This is a genomic window from Cobetia sp. SIMBA_158, from assembly GCF_046566945.1.
Classification (GTDB): domain Bacteria; phylum Pseudomonadota; class Gammaproteobacteria; order Pseudomonadales; family Halomonadaceae; genus Cobetia; species Cobetia amphilecti.
Genome location: NZ_JAWJYL010000002.1, coordinates 30,685 through 53,453 on the forward strand (window position 1 = coordinate 30,685; position 22,769 = coordinate 53,453).

Here is a 22,769-nt window from a genome sequence, read left to right on the forward strand (position 1 = left end):
AACAAGATCTAGGTGACCCGAATGACAACCAGCATCGACTCCGCGGCGGACCATACGCCGCCCCGCGCTATTTCTGACTCTGTCTCAAGTTCCGTATCAAGTTCTGGCTCAGGTGCTGAACAGCCTGAGACCGCCAAGCCACAGAAGGCGCAGAAAGACCTCATCGCCACCCGTCCCGTGCCGCTCACGGCCAGGGGACTGATGAAATTCCTGGTGCCGTCACTGCTCGGCGTCAGCTTCTTCCTGGTGCCGTTCAGTGTCGGCGACACCATCAATATCGGCATGGGCCTGATGGCCGATTGGCTCAAGGCCACGCTCGGCAGCGCCTTGCCCGCCATCGCCGTCGCGGTGCTGTGTCTGTCGGTGATCCTCACCGGCTTCGTCAAGCTAGCCAAGCCGGCCTGGGCACGTCAGGGCGCGGCGCACGAGCTGTTCGACGTCTCTCCTGTGTGGTTCGCCATGCGCGCCCTCGGCGCCATCTTCGCGCTGATGACCTATTTCCAGTGGGGGCCGACCCAGGTCACCGCGGCCTTCACCGGCGGCGTGATGCTCAATGATCTCGCGCCGGTACTGCTGACCTTCTTCTTCTTCGCGGCCATTCTGCTGCCGCTGCTGGTCGACTTCGGCTTCATGGAATTCATCGGCAGCCTGGTGCGTCGCCCGTTCCGCGCCATCTTCAACCTGCCCGGGCGCAGCGCCATCGATGCCACCGCCTCGTGGATGGGTTCCGGCACCGTCGGCGTGCTGATCACCACCCAGCAGTACGAGCAGGGCTTCTACAGCAAGCGTGAAGCGGCAGTGATCGCCACCAACTTCTCGGTGGTCTCGATCGCCTTCGCGTTGCTGGTCACCAGCTTCATGAACATCAACCACCTGTTCGTGCCCTTCTATCTGACCGTCGTCATCGCGGGCCTGATCGCCGCCGTCATCGTGCCGCGTCTGCCGCCGCTGTCACGCAAGCGTGATGACTACCACGAGCCAGTCGGCTGTCAGATCAGCGAAGAGAACCAGAGCGACTGTGGCGTGCTGCGCTACTCACTCGGCATGGCCGTCGCGCGCGCCGAGCATGCGCCGGGCCCGCTCAAGCTGGTGAAATCGGCCGGCTTCAACGTGGCGGACATCTTCCTCGGCCTGCTGCCGGTGGTGATCGCCATCGGTACCGTGGCGCTAATGCTGGCCGAGTTCACGCCGGTCTTCACCTGGCTCTCCTACCCGATGATTCCGCTGCTGGAACTGCTGCAGATTCCTCACGCGGCAGAGGCAGCCCCGGCGACGCTGGTCGGCTTTGCCGACATGTTCCTGCCGGCGGTGCTGGCCAAGGACATCGACAGCGAACTGACCCGCTTCGTGATCGCCTGCCTGTCACTGACCCAGTTGATCTACATGTCCGAGATCGGTGCCCTGCTGCTCAAGTCGAAGATTCCGCTCAAGATCTGGGAGCTGGTGGCCATCTTCGTGCTGCGCACGCTGATCACCCTGCCGATCATCGCCGGTATCGCGCATCTGTTCGTGTTCTGAGCCAAGCGGGCACTCAACTTGTTTCTCATCTCATACGGGAGCACCACGGTGCTCCCGTCATTGGAATAACCTGCCATGACCTGTGCTGAACTCCTGATCCGACTGCTGCGTGACACCTACGGCGTCGACACCGTCTTCGGTATTCCCGGCGTGCATACCGTCGAGCTCTACCGTGGCCTGGAGCCGGATGCCGATCCCGCCGCGCGCAGCATTCGCCACGTCACCCCGCGCCACGAACAAGGCGCCGGCTTCATGGCCGATGGCTATGCCCGCAGCACCGGCAAGCCCGGGGCGTGCTTCATCATCACCGGCCCGGGGATGACCAACATCACCACCGCGATGGGACAGGCGCTGGCCGACTCCATCCCGATGCTGGTGATCTCCAGCGTCAATCGCACCGACACCCTCGGCCGTGGCCAGGGACGTCTGCACGAGCTGCCCAGCCAGCAGCAGCTGGTATCGGGCGTGGCGCGCTTCAGCCACACCCTGCTCGACCCGGCCGCGCTGCCGGAAGTGCTGGCCCGCGCCTTCGCGCTGTTCGAGGGCGCCCGCCCCGGCCCCGTGCATATCGAGATTCCCATCGACCTGTTCGATGCCGAGATCCCACCACCCGCCGGTCGCACCACGCATGACTTCACCCGTCCGCGCATCGGCCGCCTCGCGCCGGACCCGGCCCTGCTCGCTGACGCCGTGAGCCTGCTGCAAGGCGCCGAGCGGCCGCTGGTGCTGCTGGGCGGTGGCTGTGTCGCTGCGCCCGAGGCGGCCCGCCAGCTGGTGGAGGCACTCGATGCCCCCACCGTCACCACCATCAATGCCAAGGGCCTGCTGGGCAGCGCCCACCCGCTGGATCTCGGTGCCAACGCCGCGCTGCCTGCGGTACGTGAACTGGCGCGCGACGCCGATGTGGTACTGGCGATCGGCACCGAACTTGGCGAGACCGACTACGACGTGGTGTTCGATGATGGCTTCGTGATCGGCGGTCAGCTGATCCGCATCGATATCGACCCCGAACAGCTGGCGCGCAACCAGCAGGCGACACTCGCCATCGTCGCCGACGCCGGCCTGGCGCTGGAGACTCTCGCCGCGCGAGTCGTCGGCGGCCTGGGGGAAACCTATGACAAGCCGGCTGAAACAGCTGACGCAAAGGCAGGCAAGACACGCGGCGCGCAGATCACCGCTGCGGCGCTTGAGGCCCTCGCGCTGCCGACTGACCCGGCCTTCGCGCCCTACGTGCCGCTGTTCGATACCCTCCAGCAAGCACTGCCGGAGGCGATCTGGGTCGGCGATTCCTGCGCGACCGTCTACGCCGCCAATCATCTGCTCAGCCAGCCGGCGCCGCGCCGCTACTTCAATGCCTCCACCGGCTACGGCACGCTCGGCTACGGCCTACCCGCCGCGATGGGCGCGACTCTGGGCCGCCCGGACCTGCCGGTGATCGCGCTGGTCGGCGATGGCGGCATCATGTTCACGCTGTCCGAACTCGCCTGCGCGGTGGAAGAACAGCTGCCGGTGGTGATCGTGCTGTGGCACAACCAGGGCTATGAAGAGATTCGCCGCTTCATGGACAACGCCGGCGTCACGCGGCTGGGCGTCGACATCAAGGCCCCCGACTTCCAGCTGCTCGCCCAGGGCTTCGGCTGCGCCGCCGTGGCGATCGACTCCCCCAGTGAGCTGGCGACAGCGATCAGCGAGCGCGACGCAAGCGCCCCGCTGCTGGTGGAAATCGACGCGGCGGGATGGAATGCCAAAGTCTCTCACTGATAACGCCTGAGGCTGGCCTGGGACACATTTCAAGAGATCAGCCTCAACAAAAGCCTCCATTAGAGAGCGCTTACGCTCATGCGAGCCTGAACGACAGATAGTCACTCACCAGCGAGATCAACAAGAACAAACAAGAGGGCTCTGGTATGTCGATACTTGAAGGATTCATTGGCAAGGACACACTCAACCATCAACAACATAAAAGCATGGGCGCCGTCGGTACCCTGGCATTGTGGCTAGGGGCCAATGTAGTCGTGACTACCATCCTGACAGGGATGCTACTGGTACCTGATCTGGCCTTCTCGACGGCTATCGGAAGCATCGTGGTGGGCTCCTTGATAGGTGCTATACCCCTGTTGCTGGTCGGGCTGATGGGCCAACGCACCGGCCTGCCGAGCATGGTGTTGACGAGGCGAGCCTACGGCCCCCTCGGAAGCAAGCTCATCTCGATTATCAATATGGGGGTGCTGATCGCCTGGAGCTGGATTCAGGCGTTGCTGGCCGGCATGAGCCTGGACTATGCCATCAGTGAGGTGACGGGATATTCCAACCTGCCACTGATGACCATTCTGTGCGAGGTCGTAGTCGTGGTGATTGTCTTGCGCGGTCATCTTGGTATCGAGCGAGTAGAGCGCTGGGCCGCATTGGCAATGGGTGGCCTGGCCGCCTTGGTCATCTACCAACTGAACAGCCACTACGATCTGACCACGCTGATCGACATTCCGCAGGAAGCACGCAATGGAGTCACCCTGGGGATTGCCTTCGATATCGTGATTGCCACGGCCTTCTCCTGGATCTCCACTTCCGCTGACTACAACCGTAACTGCAAGAGTGGTGCGATCGCGGTATGGGGCACCTATGCCGGTTACGTGCTGGCAGCATTGATTGCAATGGGCCTGGGAGCGGCTGTTTCTGGGCTCTCCGTTCTCAACGGTATGGAACAGACCTATGACCCGACTCGCCTCCTCTCCGGTTTCGGATTCGGGTTACCGGCAGCACTGGTCATCTTCTTCTCTGTCATGACAACCAACGTGATGGCGGTGTACAGCGCGACTCTGTCCTGCATGAATGTCGCTCCCAAGATGAGCTTCTGGAAGCCAGCACTGATCATAGGTGTCGTAACCGTATTCGGCGCATTGATTCCGGGCATTCTAGATCAATTCCAGAACTTCCTGCTCATCATCGGCGCACTGTTCATTCCAGCGTTTGCGGTCATGATCGTGGACTACTACCTGGTGGGAACTCAGGGCTATGACGAATCGCTTCTGGAAGCGACCGAGCAAGTGGGGCGCAAGACAGCAGGAGTCGCGATCGGGGCCTATCTGATGGGGGCTGCACTTGCCGCTTATTGGACATTGTTCTCCCCGTTAGCCTTCGGTGCTTCCTTGCCAGTCTTCCTGATCACGGGGGGGCTCTACTGGCTGGGCACAATGGTACTGGCGCAAGACAGGGATGCGACCGCCAGCATGGATTCCAAGCCCTCCAGTATAAATACGGACCGCGCCGCATGAGACTATTGATCGCACAGACAAATCCGATACGCGGCGATATCAAACACAATCTGGATACCCTAGACCGCCTGTGCGAGCAGGCGGTACTTGCCGGGGTGGATATCGTGGCACTTCCCGAACTCGCATTGACGGGCTACAACATCTTCGGGCAGCTCGAAGCGCTGGCTGACGACGGGCCTCTGCAGCACCAGGTAGCCGCACTGGCACGCAGCCACGGCCTATTTATCCTGTTTGGCGTAGCGCAGCGGCAGGCTGACGGCTGCTTGAGAAATTCAGCGGTGCTGATCGGGGAAGATGGCAAGACACTGGCCAGCTATCACAAGCGCCACCTGTGGGATGAAGAGACACGCCACTTCACACCGGGAGAGGCATTGTGCGTCGTGGAGACACGTCTGGGCCGGCTGGGACTGATGATCTGCTACGACAATGAATTCCCGGAGATGGCACGAGCACTGGCACAGTCGGGAGCCGAGGTCATCCTTTCACCGACGGCCAACATGCTGCCGAATGCCGAGCGCCAGATACTGCAGATACGTGCCCGCGCAATGGATAACCAATGCTTCGTCGCTTGTATCAATCGCTCAGGCAGCGAGGACACCCTCCACTATTGCGGACACAGCCTGGTGGCAGGTCCTGATGGTGAGATCATCGGTCAGTTAGGTTCTCAGGCCGGTTCACTGGTGATCGATATCGATCTGGAGCGGATTCCCGAAAGCCAGCGACATCAGAACTATCTCAAGGATTTGCGACCGCCAGTGAGATTAGTCCCATGACACATTTCTCCCTCCCCCGAGGTACTGACGGGCAATGGTATCGAACACGCCGTCTGAGTGATGACATCACGCTGATCGATGAACCGGGCATCAAACCTTTCTATCGCTGCAACATCTGGCACGTCCGCGGCCGAGAACGCGATCTTGTCGTGGATTTCGGGCTGGGGGCAGTGCCATTGAGGCGGCAGGTCGCCTTGCTGGCAGAGCGAGAGATCACGGCAATCGCCAGCCACTGTCATTTCGACCACATCGGTGCTGCCCATGAGTTCGAGTGTTGCCATGTGCACTCTGCGGAAGCCAGTATTTTGGCCGCGCCTGATAACCAGCGCACCTTGGCGAACCTGTTCCTGAACGATGAGATGTTCGATGTGCTGCCACCTGCCCCCTACACGCACACCGGATATCGCATCACATCCCCCGCCAAGATTGCCGAAGTGGAAGATGGTGACGTAATTGATCTGGGAAATCGCTCTTTCACGGTATTGCATACTCCAGGGCATTCACCGGGTGGATTGTCACTCTGGGAATCACGCACCGGCACCCTGATATCGGGCGACGTCATCTATGACGGTGAGCTTATCGAGGATGCCTATCACAGCGATCTGGATGATTACACATCCAGTCTCAGACGCTTGCGCGAGTTACCAATAAGAACTGTGCATGGCGGCCACTTCCCGAGTTTCTCGGGAAAACACCTGCGCGCACTCATTGATCAATGGCTTCGGGTCCATCAGCGCTAAGCCGACCTAGCTTCACGAAATCTCACATTACTCATGCCAGAAACCCTCAGGCAAGGAACTCACATGTCAGGAACGTCCATGCACAGGCTCGATCATCAGTTCATCAACAATGCGTGGGTCAAGTCCCACGGCGAGCGTCGTCTGGCGGTCACCAACCCCTTCGAGGAGACCGTCATCGCCGAGGTGATGGCAGGTGATGCGCGTGATGTACAGGCCGCCGTCGCGGCCGCCGCCGAGGCCTTCGAGGGTTGGCAGGCACTGAGTGGCGCCGAGCGTGCGGTCTATCTGGAGGCCTTCGCCGAGGGGCTGACCTCACGCCGGGAAGCGCTGGTGGAGATGTCGTGTCGCAACAACGGCAAGATTCGCGCCGAGGCCGAGATCGATCTCGATGACGCCATCGGTTGCTACCGCTTTTACGCCGCCCAGGCACGCGCGCTGGATGCGCGTCAGGGCGCGGAGGTCGCGCATGATGTCGAGGGCTATGCCGCGCACACCTATCACGAGCCGGCTGGTGTGGTGGGACTGATCACGCCGTGGAACTTCCCGCTGGTCACCAGCGCCTGGAAGGTAGCGCCGGCGCTCGCCGCGGGCTGCACCCTGGTGATCAAGCCGTCTGAAGTGACGCCGCTGCCGGAGCAGGTGATGGCCGAGATCGCGCTGGAAGCCGGTCTGCCGGCGGGCGTATTCAACCTGCTGCACGGCGATGGCGAGGGCATCGGCGCGCCGCTGACTCGTCATCCGCGCATCGACAAGATCTCCTTCACCGGCAGCAATGTGGTCGGCGAGAAGGTCATGCAGGCCGCAGCCTGCGGCACGCGCGGTGTCTCCCTTGAGCTTGGCGGCAAGTCGCCGATCATCGTGCTCGACGATGCCGACGTCGAGGAAGCCGCCGACTGGGTGATGGCGGGCATCTACTTCAATGCCGGTCAGATCTGCTCTGCCACCTCGCGCCTGCTGGTGCACGAGGCCATCGCCGATGAGCTGCACGCCGCACTGGCCAGCCGCATCGATGCGCTGGTGCTGGGTGACCCGCTGGACGCCGCGACCCAGATGGGTCCGATGACCAGCGCCCGCCAGCGCGACACCGTGCTGAGCTATCTGAACGTGGCGCGCGAGGAAGGCCTGACGGCGCTGCGCGATGGCACCCATCGCAGCCTGCCGAGCAAGGGCTACTTCGTGGCGCCGACGCTTTACACCGATGTGCCGGTAGCAAGCCGTCTGTGGCGTGAGGAAATCTTCGGGCCGGTGCTGTGCTCGCGCCGCGTCGCCGATGAGGCCGAGGCGATCCGCCTCGCCAATGACTGTGATTTCGGGCTGGTGGCCACGGTGGTCAGCGGCGATGCCAGGCGCGCCCAGCAGCTCGGCCGTCGCCTGCGCGCTGGGGTGGTGTGGTACAACAGCGAGCAGCTGCCGCTGGTGCAGGCCAGCTGGGGCGGCTTCAAGCGCAGCGGCATCGGCCGTGAGCTGGGGCCGTGGGGCCTGGCGGGCTATCTGGAGGTCAAGCACATCATCGGCCCAGTACTTGACTGAACGTATTGACTGAGCAGCTTGTGTGACCAGATAAGAAAACGCCCCGCCTCGGCAAGCACCGAGGCGGGGCGTTTTCGTTCATCTTTTTACTTCACCGCTTTTCCTTTACGGCTTTCCCTTCACGGCTCTTCCTTGCAACCAGCCCTTGATCCCATCAGCCGACTGCAGCCGTCTGGCTGATACCGTCCCGGGCGCAGGACTGGCCGCAGTGGCTGCCGTGAATGCTCAGCGCCTGCCAGGCATCGAAGGTACTGAGGTAGATGTCGCCGCCGAGATTGGCCGGCAGCTCCGAACACTTTAGGCGGTCCATCACCGGGCCCTTCACTTCGCTCAGATGCAGTTTCACGCCAGCGGCGCTCAGGCGCTCATTGATGACTTCCAGGCTTTCCAGTGCCGAGGCATCGATCAAATTGACCGCCTGACAGGCCAGCACCAGATGCTTGAGCGAGGGGCGTTCGGCCATCAGCGCCAGCACCGTGTCTTCCAGATAGCGCGCATTGGCGAAATACAGGCTCTCGTCGATGCGCAGAATCGCCAGTTCGGGGTCGGTCTCCACCTCATGACGCTCAACATTGCGAAAGTGCTCGCTGCCCGGCACGCGCCCAACCAACGCACTGTGCGGCTGGCTGGTGCGCTTGAGATAGAGCCCCAGCGACACGGCGATGCCGACGATGATGCCGCTCTCCACCCCATGCGCGAGAGTGATGATCAGCGTGATCATCAGCGCCGCACCGTCACCCTTCGAATAGCGGAAGGTGCGCTTGATCGCCGCGATGTCGATCAGGCTGGTGGTGGCGACGATGATGATCGCCGCCAGCGTCGCGCGCGGCAGCCACGCCAGCCAGTCGGTCAGCCACAGGCTGGCGAGCAGAATGCCGATGGCGGTGAAGGCCCCCGCCAAGGGCGTGGCGGCACCGGCATCGAAGTTGACCACCGAGCGCGACAGCCCGCCCGAGATCGGCATGCCGCCGCTGACGCCTGCGCCCATGTTGGAGACGCCCAGCGCGATCAGCTCCTTGTCGGGGTCGATGCGTTGACGGCGGCGCGCGGCGAGGGTCTGGGCCAGCGCCAGCGATTCGACGAAGCCGACCACGCTGATCAGCAGTGCCGAGATCAGCAGACCCGACCAGTCATGGCTGACAAGGCTCGGCAAGCTGAGGTCGGGCAGCCCACCGGGCACGGCACCGACCAGCGCCATGCCGCTCTTGTCCTGAACGAGAGGATCACTCAGCCCCCAAGCCAGCAGGCTGGAGACGATGACCGCGATGATCGGCGTGGTCTTGCACAGCATGCCCGCCGCGCTCTCACTCATCCGCAAGGCCATCAGGCCGTGCTTGAGATGGCGGCGTGCCAGGATCAGCCACGCCAGGCAGCCCAGCCCGATGGCGAGTGTCGGCCAGTGCAGCCCTTGCGCGCCTGCCGACAGCGACTCGCCCATCGCGATCAGATTGCCGCCGTTCAGGCTCAGGCCAGTGATGGGCCCGAGCTGACTGGCGATGATCAGGATGCCCGAGGCAGTCATGAAGCCCGAGATCACCGGGTGGCTGATGAAATTCACCAGCACTCCCAGGCGCAACAGCCCCATGGCGATCAGCATCGAACCGGAGAGAGAGGCCAGCAGCAGCGCGGCGGCCAGCATCTCGGGCGTGGTGAGCGCCGCGCCATCGGCGCCGCTCATGCCCGCGATCGCCGAGGCCGTCATCAGCGAGATGATCGCCACCGGCCCCACCGCCAGGGTGCTGCTGGTGCCGAACAGGGCATACAGCACCAGCGGCAACATGCTGGCGTAAAGGCCGACCTGCGCCGGCAGCCCCGCCAGCAGTGCATAGGCCAGCGCCTGAGGCACCAGCATGACGCTGACGATCACCGCCGCCAGCAGATCACGCACGAGACTGTGGCGGTCATAGTGGGCAAGCCAACCCACCAGCGGCAGCCAGCGGGCAAGCCACGTCCCCTTTGCCTCTCGAACCGGCTCAGACATCGCGTGACGCCGGACGCGCCAGCCATTCGTGGCCCTTGAGCAGCAGGTTCCAGTAGATGAACGGTAGCCCCCGCGCCTTGAGCTGCCAGGCCAGGCGAGTCGGACGCGTGCCATCATTGACCCACTTGGGGAAGGTCGGCTGCAGTTCGCCGCCGTAGCCGAATTCCGCCAGCACGATGCGGCCATTCTCCACCGTCAGCGGGCAGGAGCCATAGCCCCGATAGCCTGCGGTGAGCGCGCCACCGGTCAGCGTGGCCAGCAGGTTCTCGACCACCACGGGGGACTGCTTGCGCACCGCCGCGGCAGTCTTGGCATTCGAGGTACCGCTGACATCGCCCAGCCCGAAGATGTCGGGATGGGTCATGTGCTGCAGGGTCTCGGGCTCGAGATCCAGCCAGCCAGCGGCATTGGCCAGCCCGGATTGCGCGATCAACGCCGGTGCCTTCTGCGGCGGCACCACATGCATCATGTCGAATGACTGCTCGACGATCTGCGGCTCGCCGCCCTCCTCGGCTGCCGGCACCTCGAAGCGTGCCGTCTGCGTCTCGCCATCCACCGCGACCAGCCGCTGATGGAACCTGACATCGATGCCATAGCCCGCGACCGCCTCTTCCAGCGCCGGCACGTAGGCCGGCACCCCGAACATCACGCCGCCGGCGTTGTGGAAGCTGACCTCGAGCTGCGACAGCACGTTCTCGCGCTGCCAGTGATCGCAGGCCAGATACATCGCCTTCTGCGGCGCACCGGCGCACTTGATGGGCATCGGCGGCTGGGTGAACAGCGCCTTGCCACCCTTGAGGGTCTGCACCAGCTGCCAGGTATAGGGCGCGAGATCATAGCGATAGTTGGAGGTGACGCCATTCATTCCCAGCGTCTCCTCAAGCCCGTCGATGGCGCCCCAGTCCAGCTCCAGCCCGATGGCGATCACCAGGCGCTCGTAGCGCAGGCGATGGCCATTGCCGAGCGTGACTTCGTGTGCCTCGGCATCGATGCCGGTGGCCGTATCGCGATACCAGTGCACGCCCTTGGGCATCACCGAGTGCATCGGCTTGCGCGTGAATTCCGGCGTGAAGATGCCGCCACCGACCATCGTCCAGCCCGGCTGATAGCTATGCTGCTCGGCGGGTTCGACGATGGCGATGTCCATGCCCGGCTGGCGCTTGAGCAGACTGGCCGCCACCGCGATACCGCCGGCCCCGCCACCGATGATCACCACCTTGTGGGCGTTGGGTGCCAGGCGGTGATTGGCGGCGCGGGTCGCTTCCGCGGCCGAATCAGCCCCCTGGTTGTCACAAGGCGTCGTTGCAGAATCCGAAACTGGCGGGGTATGTGGCGTGCTCTGGCTCATCGATAAGGCTCCCATCGCGGAAATTCGTCCATTTGAGTCACAAAATTACGTAAGCAAGCTACATAGGCAAAGCGCCTGGACATACTCCCTGCCGACATGGCAGCCATCACAGCTGATCAAACGGCAGGTTGAGCGGAATCTTCAGATAGGCGTGACCGTTGTCTTCCGCCGGCGGCATCTGGCCGGCACGCATGTTCACCTGTACCGCCGGCAGCATCAGACGCGGCATGCCAAGCCCGGCATCACGCTTGGTACGCATATCGACGAAGGCCTGCTCATCGATGCCGTCATGCACATGGATATTGTGCTCACGCTGCTCCCCCACCGACGTCTGGCAGCAGAAGCCTTCCCGCCCTTCAGCCGAATAATCATGGCACAGGAAGATGCGCGTGCTGTCCGGAAGCGAAAGCACCTTGTGAATCGAGCGATACAGCGTACGCGCATCGCCGCCGGGGAAATCGCAGCGCGCGGTGCCGTAATCGGGCATGAACAGGGTATCGCCGACGAAGACGGCGTCACCGATCACGTAGCTTATGCAAGCCGGCGTATGGCCCGGCGTATGCAGCACGCGGCATTCAAGCCCCCCGATCGCCAGGCTGTCGCCCTCTTCCAGCAAGCGATCGAACTGGCGGCCATCACGCGCGAAGCCCGCCTCGGCGGCGAAGATATCGGCAAAGATGTCCTGCACTTCGCGTATGCGCGCCCCGATCGCCAGCTGGCAATCCAGCTTGCCTTTCAGGTAGGCAGCCGCTGACAGATGGTCGGCGTGCACGTGGGTCTCGAGAATCCACGCCACCTCGAGGGACTCGGCTTCGATATGCGCAAGCAAGGCATCCGCTGAGCGGGTGCTGGTGTGGCCTGCGGGATAATCGAAGTCGAGCACGGGATCGATGATCGCGCACTGGCGGGACTGCGGGTCGCGCACCAGGTGCGTGAAGGTGTTGCTGTCTTCGTCGAAGAAGCTCTCGACCTGGGGGCGCTGTGTTGAGGTTGCCATCTTCCGACCTCCTGCTTCGCTCAAGGATTGATGTCTCAAGCCTACGCCTGAAGCGGCAACAACGCAAAAAAGAATAACGTTAAAACTATAAAGAATAACAATAAGGCAATTTCAATAACCTGCTGTTCTAGCGAGGGAATTCCTGAGTCGAGGTAGAGAGATGGCGGCTCTCAGGGTGACTCTCCCCCTAAGGTATAGCGGATGGCACGCAGCAGGGCAGATAGGCTGACATTGCCAGGTGACACGATTCATCTAAGCCTATCCAAGGCATATCCGGACGAAATGACAGCTAAAGACGCTTATCTGCGCCTGCAGAGGACATCAACATGATGGCTCGGCTGCACCTGTCTCTCGCCGCTCACGCCAACGCCCTTTTCTTACACCCGCCCTCAAGGATGAGACACGCCATGCCACGCATACTTCAATGGTCGATCACGGTTGCCCTCGCCGGTTTTCTGTTCGGTTTCGATACCGCCGTCATCTCGGGAGCGGATACCTCACTGCAGAGCCAATGGGGGCTGAGCGATCTCAACCACGGCCTCATCATCATGTCGATGGCCCTGTGGGGCACGGTGATCGGCGCCATCTTCGGCAACTGGCCGACCGATCGCTTCGGGCGCCGCGCCACGCTGATCGGCATCGGTATCCTCTATCTGGTCTCGGCGCTGGGATCGGCGCTGGCCACTGACCCTTATGTGTTCTCGTTCTTCCGTCTGCTGGGCGGACTGGGCGTGGGGGCGTCATCCGTCGCGGCGCCTATCTACATCTCGGAAATCGCACCGCGCAAGCGGCGTGGTGCGCTGGTCGGGCTCTATCAGTTCAATATCGTCTTCGGGATTCTGATCGCCTTCGTCTCCAACTACTTCATCGGCTTCATCGATGGTGAGAACTGGCGCTGGATGCTGGGCGTGGAAGCCGTGCCGGCCGCGCTCTATCTGTTGATGATCTGCAAGGTGCCGCGCAGCCCACGCTGGTTGATCCTCAAGCGCAACGATGAGACGGCCGCCGCCGAGATCATCGCGCTGATCAACCCCAAGGCCGACATCGCCGAGGAAATCGCCATCATCCGCGGCACCGAAAGCGAGGAAAGTGCCAAGCAGTACACCCGTCTGTTCGCCTGGCGCTATCGTCTGCCGGTGCTGTTCGCCTTCCTGATCGCGGCTTTCAACCAGCTGTCCGGCATCAACTTCATCATCTATTACGCGCCGCGCATTCTGGCCGAGGCGCAGCTGGAAGCGAGTGCTGCCCTGCTCTCGACGGCGGGCATCGGGGTGATCAACCTCGTCTTCACCCTGCTGGGCATGGCGCTGATCGACAAGCTGGGGCGCCGTACCCTGATCAAGATCGGCTCTGCCGGCTATCTGGTGTCGCTGTGCCTGATCGCCTGGGCCTTCCATCTCGAGGACTTCTCCGCCATGGGCGGCTACGGCGTACCGGTGCTGTTGGGCGTGTTCATCGCGGCGCATGCCATGAGCCAGGGCACGGTGATCTGGGTATTCATCTCCGAGATATTCCCCAACAAGGTACGCGCCATGGGCCAGTCCTTCGGCAGCTCCGTGCACTGGATCTTCGCGGCGCTGATCGCGCTGCTGATGCCGACCATCCTCAGCCACTTCAGTGGCGGGCCGGTGTTTGCCTTCTTCGCCGTCATGATGCTGCTGCAACTGGTGTTCGTGCTGTTCTTCATGCCCGAGACCAAGGGTGTCTCGCTTGAGGACCTGCAGGGCCGTCTGATCCGCCCTTCGCGCAAGGAGCAGGAGCAGGAGCAGGCCGCGGCACTCGCGCCACAGGGCAACTGAGGCTCTTGACGACTTAGCTTTGAAGTCTGACTCGAATAACGCTCTACAGACGCCGACACCCCGCCCTGTGCGGGGTGTCGGCGTTTATGGCTCTGGCAGTCATGCCCGTCAGGAGCCCCCGCCGAGCGTCGCCTCACGACATGAGAGCGGCTCCGCTACCCACAACGCACATGGCTTGCTGCCCTACTCCTGCGCTGACGCGCGCCAGATCGCTACGTGCAAATAGCGTGGTATCGTCGCCGGCTCAATCGCCAGCCAGAGCGGCGATTTTCAGCGCCATATGTCGGGATTATTACGGATATATTCTTTGGTCTCGTCATTCTTGCCAAGCTAATCAAAACAGTGAAAAGATCGCTTCCGAAACGTTTCGGGTAACGGTTTCCGCTCACAGTTACCGCAAAGGAAAAGTGCCATGCCGCCGAACATCACACTCAAGCATCTCGCCAGCCAGCTGGGCCTGTCGGTCACGACGGTCTCGCGGGCATTGGGCGGATTCGAGGATGTCAGCGCCACGACCCGTGAGCGAGTGCAGGCCTACGCCAGTGAAGTGGGCTACAAGCCCAATCAGAGTGCACGCCGACTCAAGACAGGCCGCACCTCCTCGGTGGGCTACATCATGAACGGCGCCCAGGGCGACTTTCGTGATCAGTTCAACACCCGCCTGCTGGTCGCATTGGGCCAGGCGCTGCACGACGCCGCACCGGAACATGACCTCATCGTCACCACGGTGCCCGAGGACCGCGACGAGCTGGACACCTACAAGCGCTTCATCGATGGCGGCAAGGTCGATTCCTTCGTGGTGGCACGTACCCGCATTCAGGACCCGCGCGTCGACTTCCTGCTCGACAGCGGCATCCCCTTCGTCACTCACGGTCGTACCGGCCGCGCCAGCGAACACGACTGGGTCGACATCAATGCCGCCGACGGCTTCATGCGCGCCACCCGCCATCTGATTGGCCTGGGCCATCGCAACATCCTGTTCCTCAACTTCTTCAGCGACCTCTATACCGCCGTCGAACGTGAGACCGGCTATCTGCAGGCGATGCACGACGCCGGCCTCGCGCCCAGCTCGCGCCATTGCCCGCACGGCTATGCCAGCGCCTATCAGGTTGCCCATGAAGCGCTGTCCGGGGCCAACGCCCCCACCGCCTTCGTGTGTGCCAGCGACATCTTCGCCTACGGCGTGATGGAAGCGGTCAGCGCCTGCGGCCATACACCCGGCAAGGACATCGCCATCATCGGCGCCGATAACCTGCCGCCGCAGATGTACCGCCAGCCCAGCCTCAGCACCCTGGACATCTCGTTCGAGACCGTCAGTCAGGCGCTGATCGAACTGGTGCTAGCACCGCAGGATGGCGCGCCACGCCATCGCTGCTTCGATTACGACCTGCTGCTGCGCGATACCACTGCCTGAGCACACATGCCTGAGCACACATGCCTGAGCACACTGGACCACCGACTGATCTCACGACGCCAGACGCCTGACTGCAAAACGCCTGATCTGAAAATGCCACCGTCAGAACGTGGTCAGCGTGACGCCAGAAAAACAACACCCGACCGGGGAGACCTCCATGCGCAAGATGCCAACCGCCCTCGCTTTGCTGGCGCTGCTGAGCAGTACGTCCGCCCTCGCTGACATCACCTTTTTCAGCACCCAGGCCAGACCGCTGGAAGAGGCCCAGCAGATGCGCGAGATCGCGCTGGCACCCTACGCCGAGGCCATCAATTACATGCCGCAGGAGACGGGCACCTTCCTGTCGCGTCTCGAGGCGGAGAAGACCAGCCCCGATGGCGCGCTGGACCTGCTCGGCGGGCTGCACGGCGAACTGGGGTCGCTGACGCCCAGCATTCTGGCGCCGCTGGACGACCTGCAAGGCTCGCTTGCGGACGCGGGCATCAGCCAGCAGTACATGACGCTGGGCAAGCTGGGCGGCGACCAGCAGCGCTACATCCCGTGGATGCAGGCGACCTACATCATGGCCGCCAACCGCAAGGCGCTGCCCTACCTGCCCGAAGGCGCCGACCTGAACGCACTGAGCTATGACGAGCTGCTGGCCTGGGGCCGCAACATGCAGGAGGCCACCGGCAGCCCCAAGCTGGGCTTCCCGGCCGGTCGCAAGGGGCTGATCCACCGCTTCCTGGAAGGCTATCTCTACCCGTCCTTCACCCACTCGGTGGTGCGTGAGTTCCGCAGCGATGACGCCGTGGCCATGTGGCAGAAGTTCCGCGAGATCTGGGCGGTGACCAATCCACGCTCCACCGCCTACGGCTTTATGCAGGAACCGCTGCTCAATGGCGAGGTGTGGGTCGCCTTCGATCACACCGCGCGCTTGAAGGATGCCTTCAACAAGCAGCCGGATCAGTACGTGGCCTTCCCGGCCCCCGCTGGCCCCAGCGGACGCGGCTACATGCCGGTGGTCGCTGGCCTGGCGGTACCCGCCAATGCCACGAATCCCGATGCCTCGCGCAAGCTGATCCGCTATCTGATGACACCGGAAGCCCAGATTCGCACCCTGCGGGCCACCAACTTCTTCCCGGTGGTGGAGGCTGAACTGCCCGATGACCTGCCCGCCAGCATTCGCATGTCCGGCAAGGCGGTCGCGGCCCAATCCTCCGCCGATGACGCCGTGCTCTCGCTGCTGCCCAGCGGCCTGGGCCAGCAGTCGGGCCTGTTCAACAAGATCTACCGCGATGCCTTCGTGCAGATCGTACTGCGCGACGCCGACATCGAGGAGACGCTGGATATCCTCGCCCCGCGCCTGCAGACGCTGATCAACACATCAGGTGCAGGCTGCTGGCTCCCGGATACGCCCAGCGACGGTCCCTGCCCGGTCAAGTAAGCCGCTGGCGCCAGAACGCAGCACTCAAGAACGCAACACTCGCCACACACGCAGCACTCGCAACACAGCAGCACTCGCAACACAGCAGCAGCAACGGCACCCCCCGACGGGTTGCCATGACGGTACGCCAACCCCTGTCATGCCGACCCGGTGCCACCAAACCATTCCGACAAGCCATCACAACAACGCCAAAGGTGAGCAAAGATGAAGCACGATCGCTGGCTACCTTATTACCTGATCGCCCCCAGCCTGCTGTTCATGGGTGCCTTCTTTCTCTATCCGTTCATCCAGATCTTCGCCGAGGCCTTCACCAGCAGTGACGGCAACGTGGGCCTGGCCAACTTCACGCGCATCTATCAGGACTTCAACTTCTGGCCGTCACTCAAGAACACTCTGCTGCTGACCGGGGTCGTGGTGCCGCTGCAGCTGGTGCTGGCCATCGGCATGGCGCTGATGGTCACCAAGATGAACAAGGGCCGCGACAGCATCCTCTACATCTGGACCATCCCGCTGGGCATCTCCGATCTGGCCGCCGGCATCATCTGGCTGGCGATCCTCGAGCAGTTCGGCTTCCTCAATAGCTTCCTGAGTGCGGTCAGCGTGATCGATGCGCCGGCGTCCTGGCTCAACTATCAGAATGCCTTCGCGCTGTTCCTGGCCGTGGTGGTCGCCGAGATCTGGCGCGGTACCGCCATCGTGCTGGTGATCCTGGTATCGGGCATGGGACTGATCCCCAAGGAATATGACGAGGCCGGTCAGGTGTTCGGCGCCAGCTACTGGCAGCGCCTGTGGAAGATCACCCTGCCGATGCTGCGCCCCAGCATCCAGTCGGCGCTGATTCTGCGCACCCTGCTGGCACTCGAGGTCTTCGCGGTGGTGATGATGCTGGGCGGCAGTGACATGCCGGTACTGATGAGCGAGACCTTCGACTGGCAGTTCCTCTACCAGCAGACGGGTGCCGCTGCGGCCTACGCGGTGTTGATCATGCTGATCTCGGTGGTCATCACCGGCTTCTACATCAAGTTCCTCAATGTGCCGAAGGAGGCCCGCTGATGAAATCCTCTTCTTCCGAGGCCGTCATGCCGTCATCGCTTTCGTCACGCGCAAGCGACTCCTCAGCCGACTCCTCACGCCAGGTGGCACAGACCGCCCACAAGCCTCGTCGCAATGACATGGCCTGGAAATGGCTGTTCCGGGCTGGCGTCTCGATCCTGGTGCTGTGGGTGCTGGTGCCCATCGCCCTGCTGATGCTCAACAGCGTCAGCACGCCGGAGCAGATCACCGGCTGGCCCAAGACCCTGACCCCGGCGCTGAGCTTCGAGACCCTCGACTTCTTCTGGCACTACCAGGGCGTGATCAGTGCGCTGGGCAACTCGCTGCTGGCCGCCGTCTTCACCATGGTGATCGCCATCGTGCTCGGCGCGCCGGCAGGCTATGCGCTGGCCCGCTTCGTGTTCCCGGGCATGAATGCCTACCGCATGATCATCATCCTGTCGCGGGCCTTCCCGATGCCGCTGCTGGCGCTGCCGCTGGCCGTCATCTTCATCCAGGTCGGCATCGATGACTCCATCCTGGGTCTGGCGATGGTGCACGCCACCCTGGCACTGCCGTTTGCGGTGCTGATCACCTCCAGCCTGTTCATGGGCATTCCGGTGGAACTCGAGGAAGCCGCCTGGTTGATGGGCTGCAACCGCTGGCAGGCCTTCCGCCGCGTGGTGCTGCCGCTGGCCGCGCCGGGCATCACCGCCTCGGCCGTGTTCGCCTTCGTGATCTCGTGGAACGAGGTGTTCGCCTCGGCGATTCTCACCGTCGAGAACCGCACCCTGACCGCCTTCCTGGTGCAGAGCCTTTCCGAGTCACCTGCCGAGATCAAGTATGCCGGTGGTCTGATTCTGGTCGTCCCGGCGCTGCTGTTCCTGTTCGCGATCAGGAAGTACCTGTTCAGCATGTGGGGCATTTCCAACCGCTAACGTACGCCCGCTCATCAGGCCAATGACCGGCGGCGATCTCCATCGTCTCTCGCAAGCGAGTTCACTTCCTCGCCGCCGCTCTCGATCAAAGGAGTCAGACCATGTCAGCCATCCAAATCAGCGCCGTACGCAAGCAGTTCGGCAAGCAGGAAATCCTCAAGTCCATCGATCTCGAGATCCGCGACAAGGAATTCACCGTGCTGCTCGGCCCGTCCGGCTGCGGCAAGTCCACCCTGCTGCGCATCATCGCGGGGCTGGAATACGAGAGCAGCGGCTCGATCCGCATCGGCGAGCGGGAGATCACCTCGCTGGCACCGCGCGATCGCCGCATCGCGATGGTGTTCCAGAACTACGCCGTCTTCCCGCACATGACCGTGGCGGAGAACATCGCCTTCGGCCTGCGCGTGCGCAAGGACAGCGAGGCGCATATCCAGCGCAAGGTGAAGGAAACCGCCGCACTGATGCATATCGAGGACCGCCTCGATCATTACTCCGGTCAGCTCTCCGGCGGTCAGCGTCAGCGTGTCGCGGTCGCGCGCGCCCTGGCGATGGAGCCGGAAGTGCTGCTGATGGATGAGCCGCTGTCGAATCTGGATGCCCTGCTGCGTCTGGAGATGCGCGCCGAGCTCAAGACCATTCTCGCCGCCTCCGACACCACCACCATCTACGTGACCCACGACCAGGTCGAGGCCATGAGCCTGGCGGACCGTATCGCGGTCATGAAGGGTGGTCAGATCGAGCAGTACGCGCCGCCCTCCGAGATCTACCACTACCCGGCGACCGAATTCGTCGGCAGCTTCATCGGCAATCCGCCGATGAACTTCATCCCGCCGGATGCACGCTGGAATCACCCGACCCGCCCCGAGCAGTCGAGCCAGCAGGTGCACAAGTGCGGTATCCGCCCCGAGGACTTCGAGGTGCGCTTCGAGCCCACCGAGAACTTCGCCCCGGTGCGCGTGCTGGTCTCGGAATTGTTGGGGTCTCACAAGCAGCTGACCGCGCGTTTCGGTGACGAGATGATTCGCGTCAACGTGCCGAGTGATCTCGATGTCGGCAATGGCAGCGACATCCACATCCGCCCGCTGGCCGAGAAGGTGCGCTTCTACGACCACAGCGGCCACCTGATGTCGGCGTAAGGCACCCCGACCCCTCTCTACCCAACCTTTCAGCCCAAACCTTTCATCCCGAACGGAGCCGACTTACATGAATGCCAAGCTCGACGCGCTCAGCGCTCACGACGTTCTCAAGCTCAACGACCTGGGCGGCTACACCGTGCCCACGCGTGGCCTCTACCCCTTCCAGTGGAACTGGGACGCCGCCATCACCGCGCTGGGCTGGCTGGCCGCCGGTGACGAAGCGCGTGCCTGGCGTGAGGTCGAGCGCCTGCTGGAAGGTCAGTGGGACAACGGCATGGTGCCGCACATCGTCTTCCACGGTGACGCGGAAACCTACTTCCCGGGGCCGGAAGTCTGGGGCGTCAAGCATAGCCCGTCGACCAGTGCCATCTCCCAGCCGCCGGTGCTGGCCAGCGTCATGAAGCTGCTGTTCGAGGAAGGCCGTGATCGCCGGCTTGCCGAGGAAAAGCTGGCCGCCACCCTGCCCGGCGTCATCCGCTACCACCTGTGGTTCTACCGCGATCGTGATCCGGAACACACCGGCCGCGTGTGCAGCTATCACCCGTGGGAATCGGGCATGGACAATAGCCCCCAGTGGGATGGCCCGCTGGCTGGCGTGCCGCCGGTCGATGCCGAATACGTGCGTCGCGATACCGGGCTGGTCGATCCGTCCGAGCGCCCGCACAAGTACGAATATGATCGCTACATCTATCTGGTGAAGTTCTTCCAGCAGAACGAGCACGAGGCCGAGGTGCTGTATCGCGACTGCCCGTACCGCGTCGAGGACATCAGCCTGATCTCCATCCTGCACCGTGGCACGCGCGACCTGATCGCGCTGTGCGAAGAGGATGCCGCCGGTCTGGGTCTGGTCAACACCCACGGCGAGGCGCTCTTCAGCCTCAAGCAGTCGCTGGCGCGCACCGAGGAAGGCGTGCAGGCGCTGTGGAGCGATGAGCTGGGCTGCTTCCTGAGCCGCGATGCGCGTGCCAACGTGCTGCTGGAGCACGTCACCACCGCCGGCATCCTGCCGCTGTTCGCCGGGGTCGCCAGCGGCGCCCAGGCGCAGCGCATGGGCGGCCTGATCGAGGAATGGCTGGAACAGGCGCCCTTCGGTGTCGCCTCCACCCATCCGGAAAGCACCCGCTTCGAGCCGAAGCGTTACTGGCGCGGACCAAGCTGGCTGCACATCAACTGGATGCTGGCCATCGGCTGCGAGGAATATGGCATGTCCCGCGAGGCCGACCAGATCAAGCAGGCCAGCCAGAAGTGCATCGAGGCCGCCGGCTATTACGAGTACTTCAACTCGGTGACCGGCGAAGGCTGTGGCGGTCGCGACTTCTCCTGGACCGCCGCGATGGACCTCTACTGGCTCAACCCGCTGGAGAGCTTCACTGCCAGCAAGGCGGCAGCCGGCGTCGTGGAGGCTCCCTGATGACTCAGCACGCCTCTCGGCAACAGTCTCAACAAGCCTCTCCACTGGCGCAGGCACCGCAAAAGGCACCGCTGTCACGCCAGGCAGTACCGCCCATGCCGGCAACGTTCGCCAGCCGCGGCTTTCTGGACACGCATATCCGCTCGATCATGGATTTCTATCTGCCCAAGGCGATAGATCATGAGCGCGGTGGCTACTTCCAGGCCTGGCGCGACGATGGCACCGTGTATGCGCCCGCGGCGCGTCATCTGGTCAGCAGCACGCGGATGGTCTTCAACTTCGCGATGGAATATCTGCGCAGCAATGATGAGCAGTGTCTGGCCGCGACCCGTCACGGCATCGACTACCTGCGCGATGTGCATCTCGATCCGCAGACCGGTGGCTACCTGTGGTCGCTGAGCGAGCAAGGCGAGGCAGACCACACCAACCAGTGCTACGGCCTGGCGTTCGTGATGCTGGCCTATGCGACGGCCTGGCGCGCCGGTATCGAGGAGGCCCGCGGCTGGCTCGAGGAGACCCGCGCGCTGATGGAAGACAAGTTCTGGTCGCCAGAGGCAGGTCTCTATGCCGACGAGGCCAGCGCCGATTGGCAGACGCTGTCCGACTACCGTGGCCAGAACGCCAACATGCATGCCTGTGAAGCCATGCTGGCCGCCTTCGAGGCCACCGACGAGGCGCACTATCTGGAGCGGGCCATGACCCTGGCCAGCAACATCTGCCAGCGTCAGGCCGCCAAGGCCGATGGCCTGATCTGGGAGCATTACGATCGCGACTGGAACGTCGACTGGGACTACAACCGCGACGACCCCAAGAACCTCTATCGTCCGTGGGGCTTCCAGCCGGGGCACCTGACGGAGTGGGCCAAGCTACTGCTGATGCTCAAGCGTCATCGCGATGACGACTGGCTGCTGCCGACCGCGCAGCGTCTGTTCGATACCGCCCTGGATCTGGCCTGGGACAGCGAACGCGGCGGCATCTACTACGGCTTCGCGCCGGATGGCACCATCTGCGACGACGACAAGTACTTCTGGGTGCAGGCCGAGAGCCTGGTGGCCGCGGCGCTGCTGCACGAGGCCACCGGAGATTCACACTACGCCGAGTGGTACGAGCGCCTGTGGGGCTACGCCTGGCAGCACTTCATCGATCACCAGCACGGTGCCTGGTATCGCCTTTTGAATGCCGACAACCAGCGCTTCGATGACCTGAAGAGCTCGCCGGGTGCCAAGTGTGACTATCACAGTCTCGGCGCCTGCCATGAACTGTTGCGCGTGATCACCCGCGACTGACTGCCCGCCGGGCCGTGAATGGTGGCCCGCAGCCAGTCGCGACACGCTCGTCACTCTTACTCTCTACACACCCGACACATTCGATACACCCGACACGTTCGATACACCCGACGACCCGACACGCCGCCTCCCGCGGCGTGTCGGGTCGCTGCGTTGTGGGCGCCTGGT

Annotated in this window: 17 protein-coding genes; 14 read left to right on the forward strand and 3 right to left on the reverse strand. The window is 63.2% G+C overall.

Translation table 11 applies throughout. The features are described from left to right. Positions 1–201 precede the first annotated feature (201 nt). The 6 genes from R2R70_RS04130 to R2R70_RS04155 all read left to right on the forward strand — a co-directional run bounded on the left by R2R70_RS04130 (position 202) and on the right by R2R70_RS04155 (position 7,833). On the forward strand, positions 202–1,518 hold the full coding sequence (locus R2R70_RS04130; protein WP_131433041.1) for a YjiH family protein: 1,317 nt from the start codon (positions 202–204) through the stop codon (positions 1,516–1,518). A gap of 75 nt (positions 1,519–1,593) precedes the next feature. Next, on the forward strand, positions 1,594–3,279 hold the full coding sequence (locus R2R70_RS04135) for a 5-guanidino-2-oxopentanoate decarboxylase (RefSeq protein ID WP_410977341.1): 1,686 nt from the start codon (positions 1,594–1,596) through the stop codon (positions 3,277–3,279). 146 nt (positions 3,280–3,425) lie between these two features. Beyond that, positions 3,426–4,790, forward strand: a complete 1,365-nt coding sequence (locus R2R70_RS04140; protein ID WP_410977342.1) for a purine-cytosine permease family protein — start codon at positions 3,426–3,428, stop codon at positions 4,788–4,790. Next, positions 4,787–5,563 carry a carbon-nitrogen hydrolase family protein gene (locus R2R70_RS04145; RefSeq protein ID WP_410977343.1) on the forward strand — a complete coding sequence of 259 codons (777 nt, stop codon included), beginning with the start codon at positions 4,787–4,789 and terminating at the stop codon, positions 5,561–5,563. The genes R2R70_RS04140 and R2R70_RS04145 overlap by 4 nt, the downstream gene beginning before the upstream one ends. Beyond that, positions 5,560–6,303, forward strand: coding sequence for an MBL fold metallo-hydrolase (locus tag R2R70_RS04150; RefSeq protein ID WP_410977344.1), 744 nt, complete (start codon positions 5,560–5,562; stop codon positions 6,301–6,303). Before R2R70_RS04145 ends, R2R70_RS04150 begins: the two co-directional genes overlap by 4 nt. Positions 6,304–6,366: 63 nt before the next feature. Continuing rightward, positions 6,367–7,833 (forward strand): aldehyde dehydrogenase family protein, encoded by a 1,467-nt coding sequence (locus tag R2R70_RS04155; protein WP_410977345.1) that lies wholly within the window; start codon positions 6,367–6,369, stop codon positions 7,831–7,833. Between the two features lie 154 nt (positions 7,834–7,987). On the opposite strand, the gene R2R70_RS04160 is transcribed toward R2R70_RS04155, so the two are convergent. From R2R70_RS04160 to R2R70_RS04170, 3 genes are all read right to left on the reverse strand, one after another. Beyond that, the gene (locus tag R2R70_RS04160) at positions 7,988–9,814 is read right to left on the reverse strand and encodes a SulP family inorganic anion transporter (RefSeq protein ID WP_410977346.1); all 1,827 of its coding nucleotides are present in this window, start codon (positions 9,812–9,814) and stop codon (positions 7,988–7,990) included. Beyond that, positions 9,807–11,162 carry an FAD/NAD(P)-binding oxidoreductase gene (locus R2R70_RS04165; RefSeq protein ID WP_410977347.1) on the reverse strand — a complete coding sequence of 452 codons (1,356 nt, stop codon included), beginning with the start codon at positions 11,160–11,162 and terminating at the stop codon, positions 9,807–9,809. Before R2R70_RS04165 ends, R2R70_RS04160 begins: the two co-directional genes overlap by 8 nt. A gap of 106 nt (positions 11,163–11,268) precedes the next feature. Continuing rightward, positions 11,269–12,159, reverse strand: coding sequence for an MBL fold metallo-hydrolase (locus tag R2R70_RS04170; protein ID WP_410977348.1), 891 nt, complete (start codon positions 12,157–12,159; stop codon positions 11,269–11,271). 329 nt (positions 12,160–12,488) lie between these two features. Between R2R70_RS04170 and R2R70_RS04175 the strand changes: the two genes are divergently transcribed. From R2R70_RS04175 to R2R70_RS04210, 8 genes are all read left to right on the forward strand, one after another. Further along, positions 12,489–13,958 (forward strand): sugar porter family MFS transporter, encoded by a 1,470-nt coding sequence (locus R2R70_RS04175; RefSeq protein WP_410977564.1) that lies wholly within the window; start codon positions 12,489–12,491, stop codon positions 13,956–13,958. Positions 13,959–14,370: 412 nt separating this feature from the next. Next, entirely contained in the window at positions 14,371–15,372 is a 1,002-nt protein-coding gene (locus tag R2R70_RS04180; protein ID WP_284726973.1) for a substrate-binding domain-containing protein, read from the forward strand. 157 nt (positions 15,373–15,529) lie between these two features. Further along, positions 15,530–16,798 carry an extracellular solute-binding protein gene (locus R2R70_RS04185; protein ID WP_410977349.1) on the forward strand — a complete coding sequence of 423 codons (1,269 nt, stop codon included), beginning with the start codon at positions 15,530–15,532 and terminating at the stop codon, positions 16,796–16,798. A gap of 204 nt (positions 16,799–17,002) precedes the next feature. Next, positions 17,003–17,851 carry a carbohydrate ABC transporter permease gene (locus R2R70_RS04190; RefSeq protein WP_043334942.1) on the forward strand — a complete coding sequence of 283 codons (849 nt, stop codon included), beginning with the start codon at positions 17,003–17,005 and terminating at the stop codon, positions 17,849–17,851. Beyond that, positions 17,851–18,768: a carbohydrate ABC transporter permease gene (locus tag R2R70_RS04195; RefSeq protein WP_225996575.1), complete on the forward strand. Its 918-nt coding sequence runs from the start codon at positions 17,851–17,853 to the stop codon at positions 18,766–18,768. Before R2R70_RS04190 ends, R2R70_RS04195 begins: the two co-directional genes overlap by 1 nt. A 101-nt stretch (positions 18,769–18,869) precedes the next feature. Then, positions 18,870–19,904 carry an ABC transporter ATP-binding protein gene (locus R2R70_RS04200; protein ID WP_107334666.1) on the forward strand — a complete coding sequence of 345 codons (1,035 nt, stop codon included), beginning with the start codon at positions 18,870–18,872 and terminating at the stop codon, positions 19,902–19,904. A 67-nt stretch (positions 19,905–19,971) separates the two neighbouring features. Then, a complete protein-coding gene (locus tag R2R70_RS04205) occupies positions 19,972–21,315 on the forward strand; it encodes an MGH1-like glycoside hydrolase domain-containing protein (protein WP_410977350.1) in 1,344 nt (447 codons plus the stop codon). Then, on the forward strand, positions 21,315–22,601 hold the full coding sequence (locus R2R70_RS04210) for an AGE family epimerase/isomerase (RefSeq protein WP_410977351.1): 1,287 nt from the start codon (positions 21,315–21,317) through the stop codon (positions 22,599–22,601). The genes R2R70_RS04205 and R2R70_RS04210 overlap by 1 nt, the downstream gene beginning before the upstream one ends. Positions 22,602–22,769 lie beyond the last annotated feature (168 nt).

What these genes read in the sequence shown, in the direction of transcription:
- R2R70_RS04205 (WP_410977350.1), top strand. Translation starts at nt 19,972, where the DNA reads ATGAATGCCAAGCTCGACGCGCTCAGCGCTCACGACGTTCTCAAGCTC.
- R2R70_RS04145 (WP_410977343.1), top strand. Translation starts at nt 4,787, where the DNA reads ATGAGACTATTGATCGCACAGACAAATCCGATACGCGGCGATATCAAA.
- R2R70_RS04160 (WP_410977346.1), bottom strand. Translation starts at nt 9,814, where the DNA reads ATGTCTGAGCCGGTTCGAGAGGCAAAGGGGACGTGGCTTGCCCGCTGG.
- R2R70_RS04195 (WP_225996575.1), top strand. Translation starts at nt 17,851, where the DNA reads ATGAAATCCTCTTCTTCCGAGGCCGTCATGCCGTCATCGCTTTCGTCA.
- R2R70_RS04175 (WP_410977564.1), top strand. Translation starts at nt 12,489, where the DNA reads ATGGCTCGGCTGCACCTGTCTCTCGCCGCTCACGCCAACGCCCTTTTC.
- R2R70_RS04130 (WP_131433041.1), top strand. Translation starts at nt 202, where the DNA reads ATGAAATTCCTGGTGCCGTCACTGCTCGGCGTCAGCTTCTTCCTGGTG.
- R2R70_RS04140 (WP_410977342.1), top strand. Translation starts at nt 3,426, where the DNA reads ATGTCGATACTTGAAGGATTCATTGGCAAGGACACACTCAACCATCAA.
- R2R70_RS04165 (WP_410977347.1), bottom strand. Translation starts at nt 11,162, where the DNA reads ATGAGCCAGAGCACGCCACATACCCCGCCAGTTTCGGATTCTGCAACG.
- R2R70_RS04150 (WP_410977344.1), top strand. Translation starts at nt 5,560, where the DNA reads ATGACACATTTCTCCCTCCCCCGAGGTACTGACGGGCAATGGTATCGA.
- R2R70_RS04200 (WP_107334666.1), top strand. Translation starts at nt 18,870, where the DNA reads ATGTCAGCCATCCAAATCAGCGCCGTACGCAAGCAGTTCGGCAAGCAG.
- R2R70_RS04155 (WP_410977345.1), top strand. Translation starts at nt 6,367, where the DNA reads ATGTCAGGAACGTCCATGCACAGGCTCGATCATCAGTTCATCAACAAT.
- R2R70_RS04135 (WP_410977341.1), top strand. Translation starts at nt 1,594, where the DNA reads ATGACCTGTGCTGAACTCCTGATCCGACTGCTGCGTGACACCTACGGC.
- R2R70_RS04185 (WP_410977349.1), top strand. Translation starts at nt 15,530, where the DNA reads ATGCGCAAGATGCCAACCGCCCTCGCTTTGCTGGCGCTGCTGAGCAGT.
- R2R70_RS04180 (WP_284726973.1), top strand. Translation starts at nt 14,371, where the DNA reads ATGCCGCCGAACATCACACTCAAGCATCTCGCCAGCCAGCTGGGCCTG.
- R2R70_RS04190 (WP_043334942.1), top strand. Translation starts at nt 17,003, where the DNA reads ATGAAGCACGATCGCTGGCTACCTTATTACCTGATCGCCCCCAGCCTG.
- R2R70_RS04170 (WP_410977348.1), bottom strand. Translation starts at nt 12,159, where the DNA reads ATGGCAACCTCAACACAGCGCCCCCAGGTCGAGAGCTTCTTCGACGAA.
- R2R70_RS04210 (WP_410977351.1), top strand. Translation starts at nt 21,315, where the DNA reads ATGACTCAGCACGCCTCTCGGCAACAGTCTCAACAAGCCTCTCCACTG.